A 23,575-nucleotide genomic window follows, 5' to 3' on the forward strand; every position below is an offset into this window, starting at 1 on the left:
GTCACGCCGAGCCGACACCGGACGACTCCCCGGGGACCTCGACACACCGAACGAGAACAGGTTACTGTTCGTTCGAACGAACGGGGGACGAATGGACGCTCGAACCGCCCTGCCCGATCTGCGGACAGCGCTGGCTGCGCTCGATCGGGGTGAGACCACCTCCGCGGCGCTCGTGCAGGCGAGCCTCGACAGGATCGACAAGTCGCAACCTCACCTGAACGCCTTCCGGGTCGTGCGCCACACCGCTGCGCTCGAGGAGGCACGCGAGGCAGACCGCCGCCGGGCGAACGGCGAGCGGCGACCGCTTCTCGGTATTCCGATCGCGGTCAAGGACGACACCGACATCGTGGGCGAGACGACGATGTTCGGGTGCGCCGGCACCTTCGCGGTGAAGGACACCGACGCCGAGGTGGTGTGCCGCCTCCGTGCCGCCGGAGCGGTGATCGTCGGCAAGACGCACTCCCCGGAACTCGGGCAGTGGCCCCTCACCGGTGGCGACGCCTTCGGACACACCCGCAGTGCCTGGTCGCGCGAACACACTCCCGGCGGTTCGTCGGGTGGTAGCGCCGCGGCCGTCGCCGCCGGACTCGTTCCCGCGGCACTGGGATCCGACGGCGCCGGATCGGTCCGCATCCCCGCCTCGTGGTCCAATCTCGTCGGCATCAAACCTCAACGCGGCCGCATCTCGATGTGGCCCGACGCCGAGGCGTTCAACGGATTGACCACCCACGGCCCGCTCGCCCGCACGGTCGCCGATGCGGCCCTGCTCCTCGACGTCGTGTCCGGGAATCATCCCGGCGACCGGCACCGATGCGCCCCCCTCACCGTCTCGGACGCTGTCGGACGCGATCCGGGAAAACTGAACATCGCACTGTCGCTGAGGATTCCGTTCACCGCGACGCCCACCCGTCTGGATCTCCGGGTCCGCACCCGTCTCGCCGCGCTCGCCACCGTGCTGCGCGATCTCGGCCACGAGGTGACCCTCGCCGATCCGGACTACGGAATCCTCTTCGGGCTGAGCTTCCTTCCGCGGTCGATGGCCGGGATCGAGGAGTGGCTGCATCGCCTGCCCGATCCGGCTCTCGCCGACATCCGCACCCGGGCCAATGCGCGCACCGGCCGTCTGCTGCACGGTCTTCCGTTGCGCGCGGCGCGTGCGGCCGAACCGGGCTTGCAGCGCAGGGTGGGCCGGATCTTCGATCGTGTCGATGTCGTGCTCGCCCCCACCACCGCCACACCTCCGCTGCCGGTGACCGCGATCGACGGTATCGGCGGGTGGGCGACCGACAAGGTCATCACCGGCGCCTGTCCTTACGCATGGCCGTGGAACGTGCTGGGCTGGCCGGCGGTCGCCGTGCCCGCCGGATTCGTCGACGGCGCGCTTCCGGTTGGCGCTCAGCTGCTCGGCCCGGAGAACTCCGAGCCTCTGCTCGTCTCCCTTGCCTCCCAGCTGGAGTCGGTGTCGAGGTGGCAGGATCACAGCCCGGAGCAATGGTGGTGACCACGCCGGACGACGCACGCTCGCGGATCGTCCACGCCACCTTGCATCTCGTCGGCACCGACGGTGTGGCGGGTGTGACGAACCGGCGGATCGCAGCGCGCGCCGGGGTCTCGCTGGGGTCGATCACGTACCACTTCCCCACCCAGGCCGATCTGCTGCGCGCCGCCCTCGAATCCTTCGTCGACGAGGAGACCGAGCGGCTGCACGAGCTGGCCGAGCACTATCGCTCCCCTGCCTTGTCGCTGTCCGAAGCCGCGGAGCTCACCGAGCGGATCGCGCGTGATCTGACCTTCACCGCCGAGCGCATCGCCCCTTTCGACCTGTACGTGCAGGCAGGACGCGACGTCGCGCTCCGCCGGGTGGCCGAGCGCTGCTGGAACGCCTACGACGCGCTGGCCGCCTCCGTCCTCTCCGCGCTCGGTGTCCGGCACCCCGAAGCCCTCGCGCCGACGATCGTCGCCACCATCACCGGGTTGCAGCTGCGCCGCCTGTCCACGGGGACCGAGACGAATCTGTCGGAATCCGTTCTGCTGCTTCTGCACGCCGCGGCCGCGGAACAGCCCTGAGCCGCTCGCGGACCCCTGCGACCGCGATCGGGGCGTGACCGCACATTCACGTCGAGTACACCACGAAACATCTCGGTCACGAACAGTGCACTGTGCACAGGCGATGCCGTGCACGATTGGCTGATCGGCCCATTGCCGGTGCCTGCACGGGACTTCAAGATCGAACGTGTTCCGGCCCACGACGGTTGCGCCGCCCCATCGATGTTGCGGCGCCGATCGATCCGTCCACGGTCGCCGCCCGCTGCACGTTCTCTCGTCGAGGAGCTGCTCGTGACCGTCGCGCACATCGTGTTCCTGCTCGGCCTGCTCGTCCTGATCGTCGCCATGGCATTGCGTAAGAACGTCCTGATCCCGGCGGTCCTCGCAACCTTCGCCACCGCGCTGGCCTACGACGGCAACATCGCCTCCGCCGTCATGTCGGTCTTCCGTGCGACCTTGACCGCGGGTGGCGCCCTGTTCGAGATCTTCGTGGTCATCGCAGCTGTGACATCGATGCTCGCCGCGATGCGTTCCATCGGTGCCGACGAACTCATGGTGCGCCCGTTCGGACGATGGATGATCGACGGCCGCATCGCCTACATCGTGCTGTTCGTCGTCACCTACCTGTTGTCGTTGTTCTTCTGGCCGACACCGGCGCTCGCGCTGATCGGCGCGGTGCTGCTTCCGGCGGCGATCAAGGCGGGACTGCCGCCGCTCGGCGCTGCGCTCGCCCTCGCCATCTCGGGGCAGGGCATGGCGCTCGCTTCCGATTACGTCATCGGTCTGGCCCCGTCCATCTCGGCGAGCGGCGCCGGTGTGCCGGCCGACGACATCGCCGACCGCGCGCTGGTGCTGTCCCTGATCGTCGGGCTGACCGCGGCCACGCTCGCGTGGTTCCTCACCGTCCGACGCGAGATCGCGCGCCGCAACCGGGATTCCGAGACACCGGACGGCGGTTCGGGGGCCGGTGGTCTCACGCCGGGCGCTGCCGTGGATCTCCCGGCCGGCGAGCGAAATCGTCCGTCACCGGTCGGCACGGTGCCGATCAGCGACACCGTCGCGGTCCCGAGCAGCGACACCGTCGCGGTGCCGAGCGTCGACGCCGTCCTTCCCCGGACGAGCACACCCGTTCTCACCCGCCCGGCAGCCGCTCGAGCCTGGGCGATCGGCGTTCCGGCGACATTCGGACTCGTGCTCGTCTACATGATGCTGGGGCGTTTCACCGATCTGGTTCCGTGGTCGGACGGAGCAGGAGCGTCACTGGTGGGCGGCAGCGCACTTCTCCTCATGGCCGCGGTGACCCTGACGACGCAGCGGTCCGACGCGCTCGAACACTGCGCCACGCACTTCGTGGACGGACTCGTCTACGCGTTCAAGGCCATGGGAATCATCCTGCCCGTGGCCGGATTCGTCTATCTCGGCATCCCCGACTACTCCGGGTCGATCCTCGGACTCGAGTCGGACACCGGACCGGCGTTCCTCTTCGACGCCGTCGAGCGGGTCCAGGAGTACACCCCCGACAACGGACTCTTCGCGGCGCTGAGCATGGTGGTGATCGGGATGCTCATCGGCCTCGACGGATCCGGCTGGGCGGGACTGCCGCTCACCGGCGGCATCGCTGCCTCCCTCGCTCCGCAGGTCGGCATGGACACCGCGACGCTCGCCGCCCTCGCTCAGAACGCCGCGACCTGGACCGGAGGCGGCACCCTCGTCATCTGGTCGTCGCTGATCGTGGTCGCGGGATTCTGCCGCGTTCCGGTCGGAGATCTCGTGCGCCGCCTCGCGATCCCGGTGGTGAGCGGATTGCTCGTCGCCGCCGTCGCCGCTGTGGTGCTCTGGTGACGACCACACACGCAACGAACAACCAACTTCGACGAGAGGACCCTCGCATGAACGAGTCGGGATTCCGCTACGACCCGCAGCGGTGCGCGCTGGTGGTGATCGACATGCAAAACGACTTCTGCTCGCCGGACGGCGCTCTCGCCGGGTGCGGCTTCGACGTCTCTGCCGCGGTGACGATGACGCCGCGCCTCGCGGAACTGATCGCCGGTGCCCGCCACGCGGGTGTGCCCGTCGTCTGGGTCCGCACGGAACACGACGAGACCACCGACTCGCCCCAATGGCTGGGGCGGGTCGGCGACGGGCCCGGAACCGCCCGGACCGGGCTGACCTGCCGGCCCGGGACCGTGGGCGCCGAGTTCTACGGTGTCCGGCCGGCGCCGGGTGAACCGGTGATCGTCAAACACCGCTTCAGCGCCTTCGTCGGCACCGACCTCGATCGGGTCCTGCGCTCACGCGGGATCGAATCGCTGTTGTTCACGGGCGTCGCGACGGAGATCTGCGTCGAATCGAGCCTGCGCAGTGCCCTCTTCCACGAGTACTGGGTCTCTCTCGTCGAAGACTGCGCCGCCTCGTACAGTCCGGCCGCGCACGCCGCATCGGTCGCGGTGGTCGCCCAGAATTTCGGGACCGTGGTGACGGCGGACGGCCTGCTCCCGAGGTGGGCCACGCGCCCGGCCGTCACTCGCGTCTGAACGACCACGGCCCGGATCCGGACAGCGTCAGAATCCCAGACGTCCGAGCTGTTTGGGATCGCGCTGCCAGTCCTTGGCGACCTTGACGTGCAGATCGAGGTAGATCTTCACCCCCAGCAGTTTCTCGATCTGGGTGCGAGCCGCGGTGCCCACCTCGCGCAGTCGCGCACCGCCTTTGCCGATGACGATGCCCTTCTGGCTCGGCCGTTCGACGTAGAGCAGGGCGTGCACGTCGAGCATCGCCCCCTGCTTCTCCGTACGCCCTTCGCGTTCGGTGACCTCCTCGATCACCACGGCGAGCGAGTGCGGCAGCTCGTCACCGAGCCCCTCGAGCGCGGCCTCGCGGATGAGCTCGGCCATGAGCGTCTCCTCCGGTTCGTCGGTGAGCTCACCGTCCGGATAGAAGGCCGGCCCCGGCTCCATGTGGGATGCGAGGACGTCGACGAGAACCTCGACCTGTTCACCCGAGGTGGCCGAGACGGGCACGACCTCGCAGTCGTCCCCGAGCAGCTTCGACACGGCGAGCAGCTGGGCGGCGACCTGCTGCTTGCCCACCTTGTCGATCTTGGTGACGATGCCGACGATCGGCGTCTTCGGTGCGACGTGCCGCACCTGGTCGAGGATCCAGCGGTCCCCGGGTCCGATCTTCTCGTCGGCGGGGAAACACATGCCGATCGCGTCGACCTCGGAGTAGGTGTCCTGCACCAGGTCGTTGAGACGCTGCCCGAGCAGAGTACGCGGGCGGTGCAGCCCGGGGGTGTCCACCAGGATGAGCTGGGCGTTGTCGCGGTGGACGATGCCACGGATGGTGTGGCGGGTGGTCTGCGGACGTGACGAGGTGATGGCGATCTTGCTGCCGACGAGTGCGTTCGTCAGCGTCGACTTCCCCGTGTTGGGCCGTCCGACGAAACAGATGAAGCCGGAACGGAAGTCGGGGTCGGTCATGCATGCTCCTCGGTTGTGGCAGTGTCGATGTCGGTGTGCTCGTCGGAATCGACCCGCTGCACGAAGACGGTGCTCACCCGCACCCGTCCCCGGACGTCCGGCCCGCCCTCGCCGCGGAGCAGCAATCCGTGGGTCTGCACTTCCGATCCGGGCAACGGAACGCGGCCGAGTTCGTAGCCGAGGAGTCCGCCGACCGTGTCGACCTCGTCGTCCTCGATGTCGATGCCGAAGAGCTCACCGAGATCCTCGACGGGCAGTCGTGCGGAGACACGGTAGATGTCGTCGCCGAGTTCCTCGACGTCGGGGATCTCCCCGGTGTCGTATTCGTCGGCGATCTCACCGACGATCTCCTCGATGACGTCCTCGATGGTCACGAGGCCGGCGATGCCACCGTATTCGTCGACGAGGACCGCCATGTGGTTGCGATCGCGCTGCATGTCGGCGAGCAGATCGCCGAGACGCTTCGAATCCGGCACGAACACCGCCGGACGCATGACGTCGGCGACGGAGACGCTGCGACCACCGTCGCGGTGGTAGTAGGTCTGCTTGACGAGGTCCTTGAGATAGACGACGCCGCGGATGTCGTCGACGTTCTCGCCGATCACCGGGATCCGCGAGTGACCGCTGCGCACCGCGAGCGAGGTGGCCTGGCCGGCGGTCTTGGTCTCCTCGATCCACACCATCTCGGGACGCGGCACCATGACCTCGCGGGCGGTGGTGTCACCGAAATCGAAGACGGACTGGATCATCCGGCGCTCGTCGTCGGCGACGACGCCGCTCTCCTGCGCCAGGTCCACCAGCTCGCGCAGCTCGATCTCGTTGGCGAACGGACCGTTACGGAAGCCGCGACCGGGCGTGACGGCGTTGCCGACGACGATGAGGATGCGGCTGACGGGGCCGAGCAGGACACCGAGGACCCGGAGCGGGCCGGTGGCCGCGAGCGCGATGGGATAGGCGTGCTGGCGGCCGAGGGTCCTGGGGCCCACGCCGATCACGACGTAGTCGACGATCACCATCACCGCGGCGCCGACCACGAGCGCCCAGGTCCTGTCGAGGACCGCGAGCAGGGCCCCGACGAGCACCACGGTGGCGGTGATCTCGCAGAGGATGCGCAGCAGGACGCTCAGGTTGACGTATCGGGGCCGGTCCTCGAGGAGACCGAGGAGCCGCCGCGCGCTGGCACGCCCCTCCTTCGCCAATTCCTCGGCCCGGGCCGCGGAGACCGTGTTGAGCGCCGAGTCCAGGGCGGCGAACAATCCGCCGAGCACCACCAGGACGACTGCGAGGACGACGAGGGGCACTGTACTCACGCGGTTGTCCCTTCCTCGGTGCGCCCGGAACAGGCGTGACCGTTCGTTCTGCCGCCGTTCATGATTCGGGAGTGTCGACGAAACCGGCCTTGCCCAGCAGGTTCCGGTCGCGAGCGGCGAGGCGCGCTTCGTGTTCGGCGCGACGGAGCTCCTCGTACCACTCGGCGAGGAGCTGGTTCTGCAGCCCGAACATCTCCTTCTCTTCGTCCGGTTCGGCGTGGTCGTACCCGAGAAGATGGAGCATCCCGTGCACCGTGAGCAGGGCGAGTTCGTGCGCGACCGAGTGTCCGGCCTTGGCCGCCTGATCGGCGGCGAACTGCGGGCAGAGCACGATGTCGCCGAGCATCGACGGTCCCGGCTCCGGGGCGTCCGGTCGTCCGCCCGGCTCGAGTTCGTCCATGGGGAACGACATCACGTCGGTGGGGCCGGGCAGATCCATCCACCGCACGTGCAGGTCGGCCATGGTGTCGAGGTCCACGAGCACCATCGACAACTCGGCGGCCGGATGCACGTCCATCCGGGCGATCACGAATCGTGCGACGTCGAGGAGGTCCTCCTCCGAGACGTCCATTCCCGATTCGTTCGAGATCTCGATACTCATGACTGGAGTTCCTTCTGCACGACGGTATTCGGTTGGTCGAGACGGTTGCTCATCGGCGCTGCACCCGGTGCGCGGCGCGGCGCTGCGCGCGGTTGCCGGCGGCGCCGTCCCCGTCGCGGGAAGCCTCGAACCGGCTGTATGCGTCGACGATGTCGGACACGAGGCGGTGCCGCACGACGTCGCTGCTGTCGAGCCGAGCGATGTGGATGTCGTCGATGCCGTCGAGGATCTCGGTGGCGGCGGCCAGACCCGAGCGGGCACCGCCGGGGAGGTCGATCTGGGTGATGTCGCCGGTCACCACGATCTTGGAGCCGAAGCCCAGACGGGTGAGGAACATCTTCATCTGCTCGGCGGTGGTGTTCTGTGCCTCGTCGAGGATGATGAACGCGTCGTTGAGGGTGCGGCCGCGCATGTATGCGAGGGGGGCGACCTCGATGACCCCGGCCTGCATGAGCTTCGGGATGGCTTCGGGATCCATCATGTCGTGCAGTGCGTCGTGCAGGGGACGCAGATAGGGGTCGATCTTCTCGTGCAGGGTGCCCGGCAGGAATCCGAGACGCTCGCCGGCTTCGACGGCCGGACGCGTGAGGATGATGCGGTTGACCTGCTTGGTCTGCAGCGCCTGGACCGCCTTCGCCATGGCGAGGTAGGTCTTGCCGGTGCCGGCCGGACCGACACCGAACACGATGGTGTGCGCGTCGATGGCGTCGACGTAGCGCTTCTGGTTCAGGGTTTTGGGCCGGATCGTCTTGCCGCGCCGGGACAGGATGTCGAGGCTGAGCACGTCCGCGGGCGATTCGGAGAGTCCCTGGGTGAGCATGCCCACCGTGCGGCGCACGGCGTCCGGCCCCAGAGGCTGTCCGCGACGAACGAGGGTGACGAGTTCGGCGAGCGCCCGTTCGGCGAGGGCGACGTCGGCGGGGGCGCCGGTCAGTGTGACGGTGTTGCCCCGTACGTGGATGTCCGCGGCCAGGAGGGCCTCGAGGGCGATCAGATTCTCGTCCGTGGCCCCGAGCAGGGGCGCTGCGGCCTCCGAAGGGAGGTCGAGACTCGACCTGACCTGGGTCGGTTCGAGTTCGGCGGGCTCGTTGGGTCGGTCTGGTTCACTCACGTGGACGGTACGTCCTGCTTTCGGTTCGGCTCCCGCACGACGGTCGTCGTGTTCGTCCCAGTCTAGCGCCGGAGCGACCGCCCCCCTCCTGCAACGGCGGCCTTCACCGGGGTTCGGCGTTCCCGTCGCGCGACGACGCCTCCTCGAGCCACTGCCGCGCCGCGGCGAGGACGCCGGGAGCGCGGTCGGGCGAGACGCCGGCGAGGACGAGATTGCCCAGGGCGATGGTGTCGCCCGAATCGTCCACCAGGCCCAGATTGGCCTGCTCGAGCGTGGCCATGGTCAACCCCTCCATCATCCCGACCAGCACGGGCACCGGGAGATAGTCGGAGAACTGCCCCCGCGCGCGGCCGCGTTCGACGAGGGCGAGGATGCGCGAGCGCACCGGCGAGACCAGGTCGGCGATGCGCTGCTCCCCCATCTCCTTGCGCGCGAACGAGAGCAACACGCGATAGCGGTCGCCGACGGGCCAGGTCCGCAGCGCCTCGACCGCGAGCGCCACCGCGGGATCCTCCGGTTCGGGCTGCTCGAGGACGTCGGCCAGTGCGGTCGCGGCGTCGTCGGCGATTCCCTCGACGAGGGATTCCCGGTTGGGGAAGTGCGCGTACACCGTGCGACGGACGACACCTGCGGCTTTGGCCACGTCGTCCATGCTCGCGTCGGGATCGGCGGCGAAGCACAGCATCGCCGCGTCGAGTATCCGCACACGGTTCGCGTTGAATCGGGTTCGCGGTCGGGTGACCGGGTTCTCCACGTTCTCGCCCTCTTCCGCCGAATGTGATCTGTGTTTCATTTTAGTTGCACACGGGTGTGTACCCGCATAGCTTGCACATCACTGTGCAGTTCCGGGTGCGTCGCCCGGTCCGCATCACCCCGCGTCGCACTTCGAGGAGAGCCGATGACCACAGCCGTCACCCGGACGAACGGGACCCCGGCGGAGGAACCCTACCGGCTGCGGTGGGCGGGACTTGCGGTGCTGTGCCTGAGCCTGCTCATCGTCGTCATGGCGAACACCTCGCTGATCGTCGCGGCCCCGGGCATGCTGCGCGATCTGCAACTCACCAGCACCGACATGCAGTGGGTCATCGACGGATACACCGTCCCCTATGCCGCGCTGATGCTGCTGTTCGGTGTACTCGGTGACCGCTACGGCCGTCGGCGTGCGCTGCTGGTCGGTCTCGCGGCCTTCGCCGGTGGCGCGGTCTACGGCTCCCTCGCGGACAGCGCGGTCGAGGTGGTCGTCGCACGAATCGTGATGGGAACGGGTGCCGCCGTCATCATGCCCGCGACCCTGTCGTTGCTCGTCGCGATGTTCCCCGCACACGAGCGCACTCGCGCGATCTCCGCCTGGGCCGCCACCTCCGGTCTCGCGATCGCGCTCGGCCCACTGCTCGCCGGATGGCTCCTCGAGTCGCACTCGTGGGGGTCGACCTTCCTCATCAACGTGCCCATCGCCGCGCTGGCTGCAGTGGCCGCGATGATCCTCGTCCCGGCATCCAGGGCCGACGACCTCACCCGCATCGATTGGATCGGCGGCGCACTGTCGGTCATCGCGCTCGGCGGCATCGTCTACGCGATCATCGAGGGTTCGCATGCCGGCTGGGGCACCGGGGCGATCGCGATCACGGTCGGCTCCGTGGCCGCCGCCGGGGTCTTCGTGCTGTGGGAACTGCGCCATCCCCGGCCGCTCCTGAACCTGCGTCGTGTTGCGGACCGAACCGTCGGTGGCGCGTGCGTGGCGGTACTCCTGCTGTTCCTCGTCGCCTTCGGGGCCATCTACTTCGTCGCACAGCAGTTCCAGTTCGTCCTCGGCTACGGTCCGCTCGAGACCGGCCTGCGCCTGCTCCCCCTCGCAGCGACCGTCTCGGTCGGGGCCGCCCTCAGCGGCCGGCTCGCGCCCAGGCTCGGGGCGCGGGTCCTCGTCGGGAGCGGCATGCTCGCCGCCGCGGCAGGAGTGCTCGCTCTCGCGGTGCTGGACGTCGGCTCCGGTTACCTGCCCTTCCTGGTCTCGTTGCTGCTGCTGGGTCTGGGAATCGGGCTCGCGACCCCACCGTCCACCGACCTGATCATGGGCGGATTCCCCGGGTCCGATCTCGGAGCCGCGGGCGGATTGAACGACACCGCAGTGGAATTCGGCGGGTCGCTGGGTATCGCCGTGCTCGGCTCGGTCCTCGCGACCACCTACCATCGCGAGATCGCCGGTTTCCTCGACGGATTGCCGTTGGCCGGTCTGACCGGACCGATGGCCGATCAGGCCGCGACCGCCGTCGAAGCGGCGGGCGACTCGGTGGGTGGGGCGGCGATCGTCGCGGAGGAACTCGCGAAGAATCCGATCGTGGCGTCGTACGCCGGTCCACTGCTCGACGCATCGTCGACGGCCTTCGCACAGGCGATCTCGTCCGCGAGCCTGGTCGCCGGCGTCGTGCTGATCGGAGGCGCTGTGACGGTCTCGCTGCTACTGCCCCGCAGGGTCCACGGACCGTCGCCCGAGACCGTCCGTATCCCCGGCTGAGGGCGCCGTCAGAAGTTCGAGCGAACGCTCCCACGACCGGGTCGTCCGGTCCAGGAAGGCGACATGGTCCTCGCCCTCGAACAACTCCAGCACGACGGGGTCACCGACGGCACGGGCCCCCTCGGCGTAGCGATGAGCCACGCTCACCGGAACCTGCACGTCCGCCGTGCCGTGGAGCACCGCGACCGGAATCCCGGTCGGTACCCGGTGTGCCGGCGACGCCGACCGGTAGAGTTCGGGCGCCTCGTCGAAGGGGACACCGAACAGGGCCTCGAACTGCGGGACCCGACGTCCGTGCTCACCGGCCGTGACGAGGTCGAGCGCACCGGCCTGCGACACCACGAACTCCGGTCGCACCGACGTGTTCTCACCGGCGAGCCAGACCGCCAGCTGGCCACCCGCCGAATGGCCGACGAGCCGCACACGTGCGGGGTCGACCTCGATACCGGCACTGTGGGCGTGCGGTACGACGAGAGTGAAGATCGCCTCGAAGGCCGCCCGGAGATCGGCGGACATCTCGGGCCACGCACCACCGGCCTCGAGCCGGCGGTATTCGATGTTCCACGCCACCAGTCCCCGGCGGGCGAGTTCGACGGCGAGGGCGGTGCCGAGATTGAGGTGGTACCGGCCGTGCCAGGAACCGCCGTGCACGATCATCACGACAGGCACCGGGGCCGTCACGGCCTCGGCGGCGGGCAGATAGAGGTGTCCGAACTGCTGGGGCTCGAGACCGTAGGCGAGTCGTGTGCGGAACATCCGGCGGCCCTCAGTGCAGCGGCCGGGCGCGCCACCGGTCGGTGAGCACGCCGATCGCTCCGAGCGCCACGGCCGCCGCCGTCGACGTGCGCAGGACGGTGGGACCGAGGCAGACCGCAACCGCGCCCGCCTCCACGAGTGCGCGCACCTCCGCGTCGTCGAGCCCTCCTTCGGGGCCGACGACCAGGGTCAGCGAATCAGCATCGTGGACGGGCACGTCGGCGAAGGGTGTCGTCGCGGACTCGTGGAGCACCACGACGACGTCGCCCCGTGCGACCGCCTCCCGGACACGAGCGACGACCTCGGGCGTGCGGTGCAGCGCGGACACCGACGGGATGTACGCGCGCCGCGACTGTTTCGCGGCAGCCGTCGCGACCGCCTGCCACTTGGCGACACCCTTGTCGGCCTTCGCATCCCACCGCGCGACGCAGCGCGCCGACTGCCACGGCACGAACTCGTCCGCCCCGGCCTCGGTGGCCAGTTCGACCGCGAGTTCGGACCGATCGGACTTCGGCAGCGCCTGCACGACCGTCACGGTCGGGCGCGGTGGGTCCACGACGCGGCGGCCCAGCACGAGGGCGTCGAGCCGGTCCTTCGCCACCGCGGTGACCTCGACGTCGGCGACGGCACCGGCCCCGTCGGACAGGACGAGCCGCTCACCGACGGCGATGCGGCGCACCGTTGCGGCGTGCCTGCCCTCCTTGCCGTCGAGCACGGCCGTCCGCCCCTCGGCGGGCAGCGGGTCGAGATAGAACAGCGTCGCGGCCACCGGCGGACCTAGCGGGCGCTGAACGCGTCGCGCAGGCGCGAGAACAGGCCACCGGAGTTCTGCGAGCCGGAGGTCACGACCTCCACCCGCTCCCGGTCGCTGTGCCGGCGCAGATCCTCGAGCAGCTTCGTCTGCTTGTTGTCGAGACGGGTCGGCACCACGACGTCGAGGTGGGCGTGCAGGTCGCCGCGAGTGCCCGAGCGCAGCTTCGGCATGCCGTGACCGCGCAGGACCGCGATCGAACCCGGCTGTGTGCCGGCATCGACGGTGATCTCGGTGGGTCCGTCGAGGATCGTGTCGACGGTGACGGTGGTGCCGAGCGCCGCGTCGACCATGGGGATGCGGATCGTGCAGTGCAGATCGTCGCCGTCGCGCACGAAGACCTCATGGGGTTCTTCGATCACCTCGACGTAGAGGTCACCGGCCGGTCCGCCACCGGGGCCCACCTCGCCCTGGGCCGCGAGGCGGATGCGCATGCCGTTGCCCACCCCGGCGGGCACCTTGACGGTGATCTCCCGGCGGGCGCGCACACGGCCGTCACCGCCGCACTTGCGGCACGGGTCCGGGATCGTCTCGCCGACGCCGCGACAGGTGGGGCACGGACGGGAGGTCATGACCTGGCCGAGGAAGGAACGCTGCACGGACTGCACCTCACCGGAGCCGCCGCAGGTCTCGCATCGCACGGGCTTCGAATCGCCGTGGGTACCGGAGCCGGTGCACGAGTCGCACAGGACGGCGGTGTCGACGGTGACCGTCTTGGTCACGCCACGGGCGCATTCGTCCAGGGTCAGGCGCGTGCGGAGCAGCGAGTCGGCACCGGGCTGGACCCGGCCGCGCGGGCCTCGCGAACCACCGGCTCCCCCACCGAAGAACGCCTCGAAGACATCACCGAGACCGCCACCGAATCCGGCACCGCCGAACCCGCCTGCGCCGCCGCCACCGGGCTCGAGCGGATCACCGCCGAGATCGACGATCCTGCGCTTCTCCGGATCGGACAGCACCTCGTAGGCGGCGGAGATCTCCTGGAAGCGCTTCTGTGCCGATTCGTCGGGGTTGACGTCCGGGTGATGCTCGCGCGCCAACTTCCGGTACGCCCGTTTGATCTCCTGGTCGGTCGCGTTCTTGGACACGCCGAGCGTCCCGTAGTAGTCCCGTGCCACGTTGTGTTCTCGTCCTTACTTCGCTCTACACAGAAAAAATGCACGGTGCTCAGCGTTCGCCGAGCACCTCACCGATATATCTCGCAACGGTCGCGACCGATGCGATGGTTCCCGGATAGTCCATCCGGGTGGGGCCGAGCACTCCCAGACCACCGAAGACCGTACCCGCGGCGCCGTAGCCGGTGGACACGACGGAGGTGGTGCGCATCTCCTCGAACTGGGTCTCCTCACCGATACGGACGGTGACCCGGCCCGCCTCCTGACTGGTCGCGAGCAGTTTGAGTACCACCACCTGCTCTTCGAGCGCTTCGAGGACCGTACGCAACGATCCCGGCACCATCCCGTGGCCGTCGAAGTCCGCGGCGTTGCGGGTGAGATTGGCGGTGCCCCCGAGGACGAGACGCTCCTCCGGGTGCTCGACGAGTGTCTCCACGAGAACCGTGGTGCACCGGATCAGCGCGTCGCGCAGATCTTCCGGTGCGTTGTCGGCGAGTTCGGTGACGGCGACGGACGCGGCCGCGAGCCGTTTGCCGGCGAGCGCGCCGCCGAGCAGCTCACGCAGTCTGGCCAGACCGTCCTCGTCGATCACGTCGCCGAGTTCGACGATGCGCTGATCCACACGGCCCGAATCGGTGATGAGCACGAGCAGCAGCCGCGCCGGCGTCAGCCCCACCACTTCGAGATGCCGCACGGACGACGCCGACAGCGTCGGATACTGCACGACCGCCACCTGACGGGTGAGCTGCGCGAGCAGCCGCACCGCGCGCCGCAGGACGTCGTCGAGGTCGACGCCGGATTCGAGGAACTGCAGGATCGCGCGACGCTCGGCCGACGAGAGCGGCTTGACCTCCGCGATCCGGTCCACGAACTGGCGATATCCCTTGTCGGTGGGAACACGCCCGGAACTCGTGTGGGTCTGGGTGATGTATCCCTCCGCCTCGAGCACTGCCATGTCGTTGCGGACCGTGGCGCTCGATACACCGAGATTGTGCCTGTCGACGAGTGTCTTGGAACCGATCGGTTCCTTGGTGGACACATAGTCCGCCACGATGGCGCGCAAGACCTGAAATCTTCGCTCCTCGGTACTCGACAACCCGCCACCTCCGTTTCCGCTGCATGCAGGACCAGACCACACCGCTCGGGGCCGTGCCTTTCCAGTCTAATCGGGCGACGACGGTGCAGGTGCCGGGCACGCGGCCGACACCCCGGTACCCCTCCGGCGCACCGTGCACGATCGCCGTAGTGTGGTCGCATGATCTTCAAGGGCGTCCGGGACGGCAAGCCGTATCCCGATCACGGACTGTCTCTGCGCGACTGGTCGAGGATTCCTCCCCGGCAGGTGCGTCTCGACGAGATCGTCACGACCACCAAGGTCCTCGAACTCGACCGGTTGCTGTCGGAGGATTCGACCTTCTACGGCGATCTGTTCCCGCACGCCGTCCAGTGGCAGGGCGTGCTGTATCTCGAGGACGGACTCCACCGCGCGCTGCAGTCCGCCCTGCGGAACCGGCCGGTGATACACGTGCGGGTCTTCGAGTACGACGCGCTCGTCCCCGGAACGGCCGCTGCCGACAGCGCCGACGCGCTCGCCCGGCCCGCGCTGCCGGATCGCTCGCCGCCGGAGTACCCGCAGCCGTAGCTAGTCGTCGGCGCCGAGCAGGATGGTGCGGACCACCGCGTCCGCGAGCAGACGTCCCCGATCCGTGAGCACGAGGTGCCCGTCCGTCTCCCGCGCGAGGCCGTCGGCCACGACGGTTCGCGCCGCCTCCCGTTCGCCGTCCCCCAACGCCGACAAGGGAAGCCCGGTCCGCAATCGGGTGGTGAGCATCACCAGTTCGGTGTGCCGGTCCTCCGCAGTGAGGTGCTCGCTGCCGGCCACGGGCAGCACGCCGTCGGCGAGGGACGCGGAGTACCGGGCCGGATGCTTGACGTTCCACCAGCGGACCCCGCCGACGTGGCTGTGCGCCCCGGGGCCGGCACCCCACCAGTCGCCCCCGTCCCAGTAACCGAGATTGTGGGCGCACCGGGCCGAAGGATCGTCGGCCCTGGCCCAGTTGGACACCTCGTACCAGGTCAGTCCGGCAGCGGAGAGCCGCGCATCGATCCGCTCGTAGCGCGCGGCGAGCACATCGTCGTCCGGTGCGGGCAGTTCTCCGCGACGGACGCGGCGGGCCAGAGCGGTGCCGTCCTCGACGATCAGTGCATACGCCGAGACGTGGTCGACACCCGCCTCGAGCACGGCGTCGAGAGAGGCGTCGAGGTCGGCGTCGCGCTCGCCCGGGGTGCCGTAGATCAAATCCAGATTGACGTGGTCGAAACCGGCCGCCCGTGCCTCCTCCGCCGCCGCCACCGGCCGGCCGGGAGTGTGGGTGCGGTCGAGCACCGCCAGCACGTGCCGGGCCGCCGACTGCATCCCGAGCGAGACCCGCGTGTAGCCCGCCTCCCTGATCCCGGCGAAGAACTGCGGCGAGGTGGATTCGGGATTCGATTCGGTCGTCACCTCGGCTCCCGGTACCAGGCCGAACGAGTCGCGGATCGTCTCGAGCACCTGAGCAAGACCGTCCGCCCCGAGCAACGACGGGGTGCCACCGCCGACGAAGACGGTGTCCGCGGCCGGTGCGGTCCGGCCCCCCTCGGACAGCAACCGCGCTCCTGCCGCGAGTTCGCGGCGCAGTCCCTCGAGCCAGGACTCGGCGGACGCCGCGCTGCCGAGCTCTCCTGCCGTGTAGGTGTTGAAGTCGCAGTAGCCGCAGCGGGTCGCGCAGAACGGGACGTGCACGTACACACCGAACGGCCGCGTCCCCACTCCGGCGAGCGCCGAATCGGGAAGTTCGAGCCCCGCCGCGCTGCCGGTGACGGCGACTTCCACTCCGGTGCGACGACCGGTTTCCGCGTTGTTCACGTCGTCCAGTCTTCCAGAGACACGCGAGCGGTCTTTCCGCGCGAGCCCCCTACCTCGACATTTCCCGGGATTCGGGTGGAAATGTCGGTCACAATTCGGAATTGCCCCGGTGACGTGGCACAATTGGCCCCATGACAGGACAGGGAGTGCGACTGGTGGCACGACGCCACGTCGACTTCAAGCGTGTCTGCGCGTCCTGTTGTCTGCCTTGCGCCGCTTGTCTCTGCGCCGACTGATCCTGGTCGGCACTCCCCGGCACATCCCAGATCCCGCCGGGTCGAAGCATGCGTGCACGAGGCCCAGCCCCCTCCTGCGCTCGTCGATCCGGTCCCCCGAACATCAGGAGACCCTGCATGTCGTCGACCACCGACGTCACTTCCGCCGACGAGTCGGCCGCGCCTGCCCGCCGCGCCACCAGGCCCGCGAAGCGACGCGCCGAAGGACAGTGGGCACTCGGCTATCGCGAGCCGCTCAACGCCAACGAGCAGACGAAGAAGGACGACGATCCGCTCAACGTCCGTCGCCGCATCGAAGACATCTACGCCCACACCGGTTTCGACGGAATCGACAAGGGCGATCTGCGCGGCCGGTTCCGCTGGTGGGGTCTGTACACCCAGCGCGAGCAGGGTTACGACGGCACCTACACCGGCGACGAGAACATCGACCTGCTCGAGGCGAAGTACTTCATGATGCGGGTCCGTTGCGACGCCGGCGCCCTGGATCTGGCCCAGCTGCGCACGATCGCCGGTATCTCCACCGAGTTCGCCCGCGACACCGCCGACCTGTCCGACCGCGAGAACGTCCAGTACCACTGGATCGAGGTCGAGAACGTGCCGGAGATCTGGCGGCGTCTCGAATCGGTGGGACTGAAGACCACCGAGGCCTGCGGCGACTGCCCCCGCGTCGTGCTCGGTTCGCCGCTCGCCGGTGAGTCCCTCGACGAGATCATCGACGGCACACCGGCGATCGACGAGATCGTCCGCCGCTACATCGGCGATCCGCAGTACTCGAACCTGCCGCGCAAGTTCAAGACCGCGATCTCCGGCCAGCAGGACGTCGTGCACGAGATCAACGACGTCGCCTTCGTCGGCGTCGAGCACCCCGAGCACGGCCCCGGCTTCGACCTGTGGGTCGGTGGCGGCCTGTCCACCAACCCGATGCTCGCGCAGCGGGTCGGCGCGTGGGTGCCGCTGAAGGAGGTCGCCGATGTGTGGGAGGGCGTCGTCGCGATCTTCCGCGACTACGGCTACCGCCGGCTGCGGTCCAAGGCACGTCTGAAGTTCCTCGTCAAGGACTGGGGGATCGAGAAGTTCCGCGAGGTGCTCGAGACCGAGTACCTGAAGCGTCCGCTGATCGACGGCCCGGCTCCGGCCGCCCCGGAGCGTCCGATCGATCACGTCGGTGTCCAGAAGCTGCGCAACGGCCTCAACGCCGTGGGTGTCGCGCCGATCGCCGGTCGTGTCTCGGGCACGATCCTGTCGAAGGTCGCCGACGCCGCCGAGCGGGCGGGGTCCGACCGGATCCGGTTCACCCCGTACCAGAAGCTGATCGTGCTCGACGTGGCCGACGACAAGGTCGAACAGCTCGTCACCGAACTCGAGGCGCTGGGTCTGCCCGCCTCGCCGTCGCCGTGGCGCAAGAACCTCATGGCGTGCACGGGAATCGAGTTCTGCAAGCTGTCCTTCGTCGAGACGCGCAAGCGTTCGCAGGCCCTCGTGCCCGAACTCGAGGAGCGGCTCGCCGACATCAACGCGCAGCTCGACGTCCCGGTGACGATCAATATCAACGGCTGCCCCAACTCGTGCGCGCGCTCCCAGATCGCCGACATCGGCTTCAAGGGCCAGCTCGTCGACGACGGTGACGGCAACCAGGTCGAGGGATTCCAGGTACATCTGGGTGGAGCGCTGGGCTTCGACGCGCGATTCGGACGCAAGCTCCGCCAGCACAAGGTCACCAGCGCCGAGCTCGGCGACTACATCGAGCGGGTCGTGCGCACTTTCCTCGAGGAACGCAAGGAGGGCGAGCGCTTCGGCGAATGGGTCCTGCGGGCCGAGGAGGCCGAACTGCGATGACGGGCACTGCAGCAATGGTGGACACGACGAACGAGCGGGGACGGAAACGATGAGCATCGACCCGAACATCGACGAACTCCGGAGTATTGCCGCGCAGGGGGCGGCAGACCTCGAGGGGGCGTCGGCGCAGGAACTCCTGCGGTGGACGGACGAGACGTTCGGTGCGCCCACCGAACACGGACGCAGCGGCTACATCGTCGCGTCGAACATGCAGGACGGGGTCCTGGTGCACCTCGCCGCGCAGCAGCGTCCCGGCGTGGACGTGCTGTTCCTCGACACCGGTTACCACTTCGCCGAGACTCTCGGCACGCGCGACGCGGTGGCGCAGGTCTACGGCGTGAACATCGTCACCGCGCAGGCCCGGCACTCCGTCGCCGAGCAGGACGACCTGCTCGGCAAGGATCTGTTCGCCCGTGATCCGAACGAATGCTGCCGCTTGCGCAAGGTGGTGCCACTGAAGGAGAGCCTGCAGGGTTACCGGGCCTGGGTGACGGGAATCCGGCGGGTCGAGGCACCCACACGTGCGAACGCTCCGCTCGTCTCCTTCGACGAGGCGTTCGGACTGGTGAAGATCAATCCGATCGCGGCATGGTCCGACGAGGACATGCAGAACTACATCGACGAGCACGGGATCCTCGTCAATCCCCTCGTCGACGAGGGCTACCCGTCGATCGGGTGCGCCCCGTGCACCATCAAACCACTTCCCGGGTCCGATCCGCGTAGCGGACGCTGGGCCGGCCGAGCCAAGACCGAATGCGGGTTGCACGCCTCATGACACTCACCGACACGAATCCCACCGGATCCCGGAAGATCCTGGACGGCAACAGGTTCGACACACTGGACGCGCTCGAGTCCGAGGCGATCCACGTCTTCCGCGAGGTCGCGGGCGAGTTCGAACGACCCGTGATCCTGTTCTCCGGAGGCAAGGACTCCACCGTCCTGCTGCACCTGGCGATCAAGGCCTTCTGGCCGGCACCGTTGCCCTTCGCGTTGCTGCACGTCGACACCGGCCACAACCTCCCCGAGGTTCTCGAGTTCCGCGACCTCGTGGTCTCGAAGTACAACCTGCGCCTGCACGTCGCGAGCGTCGAGGACTATCTCGCCGACGGACGGCTCACCGAGCGTCCCGACGGCATCCGCAATCCGCTGCAGACGGTTCCCCTGCTCGACGCGATCTCGGAGAACCGGTTCGACGCCGTCTTCGGTGGCGGGCGCCGCGACGAGGAGCGCTCCCGCGCCAAGGAGCGGATCTTCTCCCTGCGCAACGCCTTCGGCCAGTGGGATCCCAAGCGCCAGCGCCCCGAGCTGTGGAATCTGTACAACGGGCGGCACGCACCCGGTGAGCACGTGCGCGTCTTCCCGCTCAGCAACTTCACCGAACTCGACATCTGGCGGTACATCGCACGCGAGGACGTGGAGCTGGCGAGCATCTACTACACGCACGAGCGTCCCGTCTACCGCCGTGACGGCATGTGGATGACGTCGGGCGTGTGGGGCGGACCGGCCGAAGGCGAAGAACTCGAGGTCCGTCCGGTGCGGTACCGCACCGTCGGCGACGGTTCGACCACCGGCGCGATCCTGTCCACGGCCGCCACGAACGAGGAGATCCTCGCCGAGGTCGCGGCCTCACGACTGACCGAGCGCGGCGCGACCCGCGGTGACGACCGAGTGTCCGAAGCGGCCATGGAAGACCGCAAACGAGAGGGCTACTTCTGATCATGAGCGACGTTCACGAGCGGAGCGTGCAGAGCGACACGCAGCTTCTGCGCCTGGCCACCGCCGGTTCGGTCGACGACGGCAAGTCCACCCTGGTGGGACGACTGCTGTACGACACCAAGTCCGTGCTCGCCGACCAGATCGACGCCGTCACCCGGGCATCGGTCGATCGTGGCCTCGATACCCCCGACCTGTCCCTGCTCGTCGACGGCCTGCGCGCCGAGCGGGAGCAGGGCATCACCATCGACGTGGCCTACCGCTACTTCGCGACGCCGAAGCGGAGCTTCGTCCTGGCGGACACCCCGGGACACGTGCAGTACACCCGCAACACCGTCTCGGGCGCGTCCACCGCCCAGCTCGTCGTCCTGCTGGTCGACGCCCGCAAGGGCGTGGTCTCCCAGACCCGCAAGCACGCCGCGGTGCTGGCCCTGCTCGGTGTGCCGAAGCTGGTCCTCGCCGTCAACAAGATCGATCTCGTCGAGGATCCGGCGGCGGTGTTCGCACGGATCTCGGCAGAATTCGGTGAGCTCACCGGTTCGCTCGGCTGGGCACCCGAGGACGTGCAGGAGATTCCGGTCTCCGCCCTGCACGGCGACAACGTGGCCGTGCGCAGCGAGAACACTCCCTATTACGACGGTCCCACTCTCATCGAGTATCTCGAGTCCGTGCCCGTCGACGCGGATGTGCACGGTCGGCACGAGACGGGACTGCGCTTCCCGGTGCAGTACGTCATCCGTCCCCGCACGGCAGAGTTTCCCGACTACCGCGGCTATGCGGGCCAGATCGCGGCGGGCTCCGTGCGCCCCGGCGACGAGGTCGTCGTGCTGCCGTCCGGTGTCCGCACGACCGTCGAGCGCATCGACAGTGCCGACGGCTCGTTCGACGTCGCGCATGCCGGCCGGTCGGTGACCCTCGTACTCGCCGACGACGTCGACGTCTCCCGCGGCGACGTCATCGCAGCCCCTCAGGAGGCTCCGGAACCGCTGTCCGAATTCGAGGCCACCGTGTGCTGGCTGGCCGAGAAGCCGCTGCGTCCCGGCGCCCGGCTTCTGCTCAAGCACGGCACCCGGACCACCCAGGCCATCGTCGGGACGATCGTGGAGCGGTTCGACGAACAGAACCTCTCGTCCGTCCCCGACCCGGCGAGCATCGAACTCAACGAGATCGCGCGCATCACGGTGCGGGTGGCCGAGCCGATCGCCGCGGACGACTATCGGGTCAACCGTCGCAGCGGCAGCTTCCTGCTGATCGATCCGGCGGGTGGCAACACGCTCGCCGCCGGCCTGGTGGGCGACGGACTCGCCGAGATCGAACTCGGGAACCGCGTCCCGGCATGACGCCCCTCGTCGCCGTCGCGCACGGCAGTCGCGACCCGCGGTCCGCGCGGGCCGTGGCTGCCGTACTCGACACCCTGCGCGCCGAGCATCCGGGGCTCGACATCCGGCTGGCCTTCCTGGATCTGAACACCCCTTCGGTCGGCCAGGTGCTCGATGCGATTGCGGCGGACGGACATCGGCAGGTCGCGGTGATCCCCCTGCTCCTCGGGAGCGCTTTCCATGCGCGCGTCGACCTCCCCGCCCTGCTGCGCGAGGCACGTTTCCGCCATCCGTCTCTCGAGGTGCTGTGCTCGCGCATCCTGGGCGACGACGACCTGCTGGTCGACGCGGCGCGCGAACTGATCACGGATACCGGTGTGTCGGTGGATGATCCGTCCGTGGGGATCGCGGTGTGCGCGGTGGGGTCGCGGCGCCCGGAGGCGAACAGGACCACCGGTCTCCTCGTCCCCCGCATCGTCGCCGGCACGGCCTGGACGAAAACCTCGGCGTGCTTCGCCACCTCCGCGGATCCGTCGGTGACCTCGGCACTCGGGTCACTGTCACACAGCGGTGCGCGCACCCTGGTCCTTGCCCCGTGGATTCTCGCGCCGGGGTTGCTGTGGGATCGTGCGTGCGCGATTGCCGAATCCGCGCCGCACGTACGGATCGCAGCGACTCTCACGTCCCACCGCGCCGTCGCCCGGGTGATCGCCGAGCGTTACACCGATGCCGTGCACCGGGTACATGTACTGCGTGTGGCCTGACGAAGGTCACATCGTCACCTCGGTCGCGGGCTCGGGACTGCGCGCGTTCACCTTCCTCCGCTAGAACGGAACCACAACCGTCGCTCGACATCCGTGATCCGGGAGGACACCTCGTGCAGAACGAACTCCGCCGCTACATCGACCGGCTCCGTACGGAGGGCTATTCGGTTCGCGACGACCACGGGGAGGACCCCGATCTGATCGACATCGAGGGCCGCGCCGTCGATACCTGGCGGGAGAACTATCCGTACGACGCGCGGATGGACCGGGCGACCTACGAGGTCGAGAAGTATCTGCTGCAGATCGAACTGCTCAAGTTCCAGTCGTGGGCGAAGGACAACGGTTCCAAGCACATCATCGTGTTCGAGGGGCGCGACGCAGCCGGTAAGGGCGGCACCATCAAGCGATTCCAGGAGTACATCAACGTCCGGCACGCGCGGACCGTCGCGCTGAGCAAGCCCTCCGACCGCGAGCAGGGCCAGTGGTACATGCAGCGTTACATCCAGCACTTCCCCACCGCCGGTGAACTCGTGATGTTCGACCGCTCCTGGTACAACCGCGCCGGCGTCGAACGGGTCATGGGCTTCTGCACCGACGACGAGTACGAGCGTTTCATGACGGACACACCCTTGTTCGAGCAGCTCGTCGTCGAGGCCGGCATCTCCCTCACCAAATTCTGGTTCTCGGTGACACGGAACGAACAACGCACACGTTTCGCGATCCGGCAGCTCGATCCGGTTCGGCGGTGGAAGCTCTCGGAGATGGATCTCGAATCCCTCGACAAATGGGATCTGTACACCGAGGCCAAGGAGGAGATGTTCCGGCGCACGGATACCGAGTACGCGCCCTGGATGACGATCAAATCGAACGACAAGAAGCGGGCACGCATCAACGCGATGCGCTATTTCCTGAACCGGTTCGACTACGAGGGCAAGGACCCTCAGATCGTCTTCCCGGCCGATCCGAAGATCGTCCAACGGGGCAAGGACGCGGTCGGCGACTGACTCCTCCCTCCCGCCCTCCGGCGAAGATCGCGAGCCGCATGACAAGAGAGTGTGGTT

The 23,575-nt window shown here is 68.6% G+C and carries 22 protein-coding genes; 12 read left to right on the top strand and 10 right to left on the bottom strand.

All coding sequences use genetic code 11. The features are described from left to right. Positions 1-91 precede the first annotated feature (91 nt). The 4 genes from MOM01_RS19085 (at position 92) to MOM01_RS19100 (ending at position 4,580) form a co-directional block, all read left to right on the top strand. Positions 92-1,501, top strand: coding sequence for an amidase (locus tag MOM01_RS19085; protein WP_241387012.1), 1,410 nt, complete (start codon positions 92-94; stop codon positions 1,499-1,501). After that, positions 1,492-2,067: a TetR/AcrR family transcriptional regulator gene (locus tag MOM01_RS19090; protein WP_241387107.1), complete on the top strand. Its 576-nt coding sequence runs from the start codon at positions 1,492-1,494 to the stop codon at positions 2,065-2,067. The genes MOM01_RS19085 and MOM01_RS19090 overlap by 10 nt, the downstream gene beginning before the upstream one ends. Positions 2,068-2,337: 270 nt before the next feature. Further along, a complete protein-coding gene (locus MOM01_RS19095; protein ID WP_241387013.1) occupies positions 2,338-3,888 on the top strand; it encodes a permease in 1,551 nt (516 codons plus the stop codon). Positions 3,889-3,935: 47 nt separating this feature from the next. Then, positions 3,936-4,580: a cysteine hydrolase family protein gene (locus MOM01_RS19100; RefSeq protein ID WP_241387014.1), complete on the top strand. Its 645-nt coding sequence runs from the start codon at positions 3,936-3,938 to the stop codon at positions 4,578-4,580. A 27-nt stretch (positions 4,581-4,607) separates the two neighbouring features. Here MOM01_RS19100 and era read toward each other — a convergent pair whose 3' ends face one another. The 5 genes from era to MOM01_RS19125 all read right to left on the bottom strand — a co-directional run bounded on the left by era (position 4,608) and on the right by MOM01_RS19125 (position 9,340). Continuing rightward, positions 4,608-5,525, bottom strand: coding sequence for a GTPase Era (era, locus tag MOM01_RS19105; RefSeq protein ID WP_241387015.1), 918 nt, complete (start codon positions 5,523-5,525; stop codon positions 4,608-4,610). Further along, positions 5,522-6,835: a hemolysin family protein gene (locus MOM01_RS19110; protein WP_241387016.1), complete on the bottom strand. Its 1,314-nt coding sequence runs from the start codon at positions 6,833-6,835 to the stop codon at positions 5,522-5,524. The genes era and MOM01_RS19110 overlap by 4 nt, the downstream gene beginning before the upstream one ends. 58 nt (positions 6,836-6,893) lie before the next feature. Next, entirely contained in the window at positions 6,894-7,436 is a 543-nt protein-coding gene (ybeY, locus tag MOM01_RS19115; RefSeq protein ID WP_241387017.1) for an rRNA maturation RNase YbeY, read from the bottom strand. 49 nt (positions 7,437-7,485) lie between these two features. Beyond that, a complete protein-coding gene (locus tag MOM01_RS19120; RefSeq protein WP_241387018.1) occupies positions 7,486-8,547 on the bottom strand; it encodes a PhoH family protein in 1,062 nt (353 codons plus the stop codon). Between the two features lie 103 nt (positions 8,548-8,650). Further along, entirely contained in the window at positions 8,651-9,340 is a 690-nt protein-coding gene (locus tag MOM01_RS19125) for a TetR/AcrR family transcriptional regulator (RefSeq protein ID WP_241387019.1), read from the bottom strand. A gap of 105 nt (positions 9,341-9,445) precedes the next feature. Here MOM01_RS19125 and MOM01_RS19130 point away from each other — a divergent pair, with 105 nt between their 5' ends. Continuing rightward, a complete protein-coding gene (locus MOM01_RS19130; RefSeq protein WP_241387020.1) occupies positions 9,446-11,059 on the top strand; it encodes an MFS transporter in 1,614 nt (537 codons plus the stop codon). On the opposite strand, the gene MOM01_RS19135 is transcribed toward MOM01_RS19130, so the two are convergent. The 4 genes from MOM01_RS19135 to hrcA are packed head-to-tail and all read right to left on the bottom strand — an operon-like array spanning position 11,003 to position 14,837. Then, positions 11,003-11,815: an alpha/beta hydrolase family protein gene (locus MOM01_RS19135; RefSeq protein WP_241387021.1), complete on the bottom strand. Its 813-nt coding sequence runs from the start codon at positions 11,813-11,815 to the stop codon at positions 11,003-11,005. The genes MOM01_RS19130 and MOM01_RS19135 overlap by 57 nt on opposite strands. A 10-nt stretch (positions 11,816-11,825) precedes the next feature. Next, entirely contained in the window at positions 11,826-12,584 is a 759-nt protein-coding gene (locus tag MOM01_RS19140; RefSeq protein WP_241387022.1) for a 16S rRNA (uracil(1498)-N(3))-methyltransferase, read from the bottom strand. Between the two features lie 8 nt (positions 12,585-12,592). Beyond that, a complete protein-coding gene (gene dnaJ, locus MOM01_RS19145; protein ID WP_241387023.1) occupies positions 12,593-13,744 on the bottom strand; it encodes a molecular chaperone DnaJ in 1,152 nt (383 codons plus the stop codon). Positions 13,745-13,793: 49 nt separating this feature from the next. Continuing rightward, positions 13,794-14,837 carry a heat-inducible transcriptional repressor HrcA gene (gene hrcA / locus MOM01_RS19150; RefSeq protein ID WP_241387024.1) on the bottom strand — a complete coding sequence of 348 codons (1,044 nt, stop codon included), beginning with the start codon at positions 14,835-14,837 and terminating at the stop codon, positions 13,794-13,796. A 159-nt stretch (positions 14,838-14,996) separates the two neighbouring features. On the opposite strand from hrcA, the gene MOM01_RS19155 reads away from it, so the two are divergent. After that, positions 14,997-15,383 (top strand): type II toxin-antitoxin system VapB family antitoxin, encoded by a 387-nt coding sequence (locus MOM01_RS19155; RefSeq protein WP_241387025.1) that lies wholly within the window; start codon positions 14,997-14,999, stop codon positions 15,381-15,383. Here MOM01_RS19155 and hemW read toward each other — a convergent pair whose 3' ends face one another. After that, positions 15,384-16,646, bottom strand: a complete 1,263-nt coding sequence (gene hemW / locus MOM01_RS19160) for a radical SAM family heme chaperone HemW (protein ID WP_374112332.1) — start codon at positions 16,644-16,646, stop codon at positions 15,384-15,386. A 353-nt stretch (positions 16,647-16,999) separates the two neighbouring features. On the opposite strand from hemW, the gene MOM01_RS19165 reads away from it, so the two are divergent. From MOM01_RS19165 to ppk2, 6 genes are all read left to right on the top strand, one after another. Further along, positions 17,000-18,718, top strand: coding sequence for a nitrite/sulfite reductase (locus tag MOM01_RS19165; RefSeq protein ID WP_241387026.1), 1,719 nt, complete (start codon positions 17,000-17,002; stop codon positions 18,716-18,718). Positions 18,719-18,767: 49 nt separating this feature from the next. Further along, complete coding sequence (locus MOM01_RS19170; protein WP_241387027.1) at positions 18,768-19,493, top strand: phosphoadenylyl-sulfate reductase; 726 nt, start codon at positions 18,768-18,770, stop codon at positions 19,491-19,493. Beyond that, on the top strand, positions 19,490-20,434 hold the full coding sequence (cysD, locus tag MOM01_RS19175) for a sulfate adenylyltransferase subunit CysD (protein WP_241387028.1): 945 nt from the start codon (positions 19,490-19,492) through the stop codon (positions 20,432-20,434). Before MOM01_RS19170 ends, cysD begins: the two co-directional genes overlap by 4 nt. A 2-nt stretch (positions 20,435-20,436) precedes the next feature. Then, positions 20,437-21,771: a sulfate adenylyltransferase subunit 1 gene (locus tag MOM01_RS19180; RefSeq protein ID WP_241387029.1), complete on the top strand. Its 1,335-nt coding sequence runs from the start codon at positions 20,437-20,439 to the stop codon at positions 21,769-21,771. Further along, on the top strand, positions 21,768-22,514 hold the full coding sequence (locus MOM01_RS19185; protein ID WP_241387030.1) for a sirohydrochlorin chelatase: 747 nt from the start codon (positions 21,768-21,770) through the stop codon (positions 22,512-22,514). Before MOM01_RS19180 ends, MOM01_RS19185 begins: the two co-directional genes overlap by 4 nt. 113 nt (positions 22,515-22,627) lie before the next feature. Further along, complete coding sequence (gene ppk2, locus MOM01_RS19190; protein WP_241387031.1) at positions 22,628-23,518, top strand: polyphosphate kinase 2; 891 nt, start codon at positions 22,628-22,630, stop codon at positions 23,516-23,518. The last annotated feature ends 57 nt before the right edge of the window (positions 23,519-23,575 follow it).

It is taken from the genome of Rhodococcus sp. CH91, from assembly GCF_022554085.1.
Taxonomy (GTDB): domain Bacteria; phylum Actinomycetota; class Actinomycetes; order Mycobacteriales; family Mycobacteriaceae; genus Rhodococcus.